The organism is Amycolatopsis sp. NPDC051061, from assembly GCF_040682935.1.
Lineage (GTDB): Bacteria > Actinomycetota > Actinomycetes > Mycobacteriales > Pseudonocardiaceae > Amycolatopsis.
Genome location: NZ_JBFBBZ010000167.1, coordinates 1 through 1,170, shown reverse-complemented (window position 1 = coordinate 1,170; position 1,170 = coordinate 1). Strand labels below are relative to the sequence as shown.

The 1,170-nt window shown below is 64.2% G+C and carries 1 protein-coding gene; it reads left to right on the top strand.

All coding sequences use genetic code 11. The annotated features are described in order from the left end of the window. Positions 1-116 precede the first annotated feature (116 nt). A partial coding sequence (locus AB0N03_RS52455; RefSeq protein WP_364389028.1) for an acyltransferase domain-containing protein occupies positions 117-1,170 on the top strand: 1,054 nt, incomplete at its 3' end.

Here is a 1,170-nt window from a genome sequence, read left to right as displayed (position 1 = left end):
GGTCGCTGGCGACCACGCGGGCCGCGTTGGAGCAGCGGGCCGTGGTCATGGCTCGGGACACCGCGCACGGCCTGTCCGCAGTCCGGGCCCTCGCTGACAGACATGCAGATCCACACGTGATCACCGGCACCGCGAACGTCGACGGCCGCACCGTGTTCGTGTTCCCGGGCCAAGGCGCGCAATGGGCCGGTATGGGCCGGGAACTCCTGGACTCCTCGCCCGTGTTCGCCGCACGGCTGCACGAGTGCTCAGCGGCCCTCACCCCGTACGTGGACTGGGATCTGATCGAGGTCATCAGTTCCGGCGGTGCGCTCGACGACGTCGATGTGGTGCAGCCGGTCTCGTGGGCGATCATGGTTTCGCTGGCCGCGTTATGGCGCTCACTCGGTGTGGAACCGGACGCCGTGATCGGGCACTCCCAAGGCGAGATCGCCGCCGCCGCCGCCGCCGGCTGGCTGTCGCTGGAGGACGCCGCCAAGATCGTGGCCCTACGCAGCCAACTCATCGACCAGGAACTGGCCGGACACGGCGGCATGATGTCCATCGCCCTGCCCGCCCACGACATCGATCTATCTTCCTACCAAGGCCGACTCTGGATCGCCGCAATCAACGGACCAACCGCCACCGTCGTAGCCGGCGACACCAACGCACTGAAAGAACTCCAGACCCAGTACGGAGACACCACCCGGACACGAATCATCCCCGTGGACTACGCATCACACACCGGCCACGTAGACAAGATCGCAACCCAACTAAACCGCACCCTCGCCGACATCACACCCCGAACCGGCGACATCCCCTGGCTCTCCACCGTCACCGGCCAATGGATCACCAACACCAACGCCGACTACTGGTTCCGCAACCTCCGCCACACCGTCCACTTCGCCGACGCCGTCACCACCCTGCTCAACCAAGGACACCGCACATTCATCGAGGTATCCACCCACCCAGTACTCAATCCCGCCATACAAGAAACCATCGAGACCAACACCGAACTGCACACAGTCACAGTCAGCACACTGCGCCGCAACGAAGGCAGCCTGCAACAAATCCTGACCGGACTAGCCGAACTCCACGTCCGAGGCATCCACATCAACTGGACACAAGTACTACCAACCGCCCAACGAGTCCCCCTACCCACCTACGCATTCCAACACCAACGCTACTGGC